Annotated in this window: 1 protein-coding gene; it reads left to right on the top strand. The window is 68.5% G+C overall.

The features are described from left to right. A partial coding sequence (locus DJ021_RS18515) for a GTP-binding protein (RefSeq protein ID WP_243626205.1) occupies positions 1-327 on the top strand: 327 nt, incomplete at both ends.

Raw genomic sequence — 327 nt, 5'->3', positions numbered from 1 at the left:
ACGTCGACTGCCCGGGGCACGCCGACTACGTGAAGAACATGATCACCGGCGCGGCGCAGATGGACGGCGCGATCCTGGTGGTGTCGGCGGCCGACGGCCCGATGCCGCAGACCCGCGAGCACATCCTCCTGGCCCGCCAGGTCGGGGTGCCGGCGCTGGTGGTGTTCATGAACAAGGTCGACATGGTCGACGACGAGGAACTGCTGGACCTCGTCGAGATGGAAGTGCGCGAGCTCTTGTCGTCCTACCAGTTCCCGGGCGACGACATCCCGATCGTCAAGGGCTCGGCGCTGGCGGCGGTGGAGAACCGCGACGCGCCGATCGGCG

The sequence above is a fragment of the Phenylobacterium hankyongense genome (assembly GCF_003254505.1).
In the GTDB taxonomy this organism is placed as follows: Bacteria; Pseudomonadota; Alphaproteobacteria; order Caulobacterales; family Caulobacteraceae; genus Phenylobacterium; species Phenylobacterium hankyongense.
Note: the sequence above shows the minus strand (reverse complement) of the source record. Positions and strands in the feature narration are given on the sequence as shown.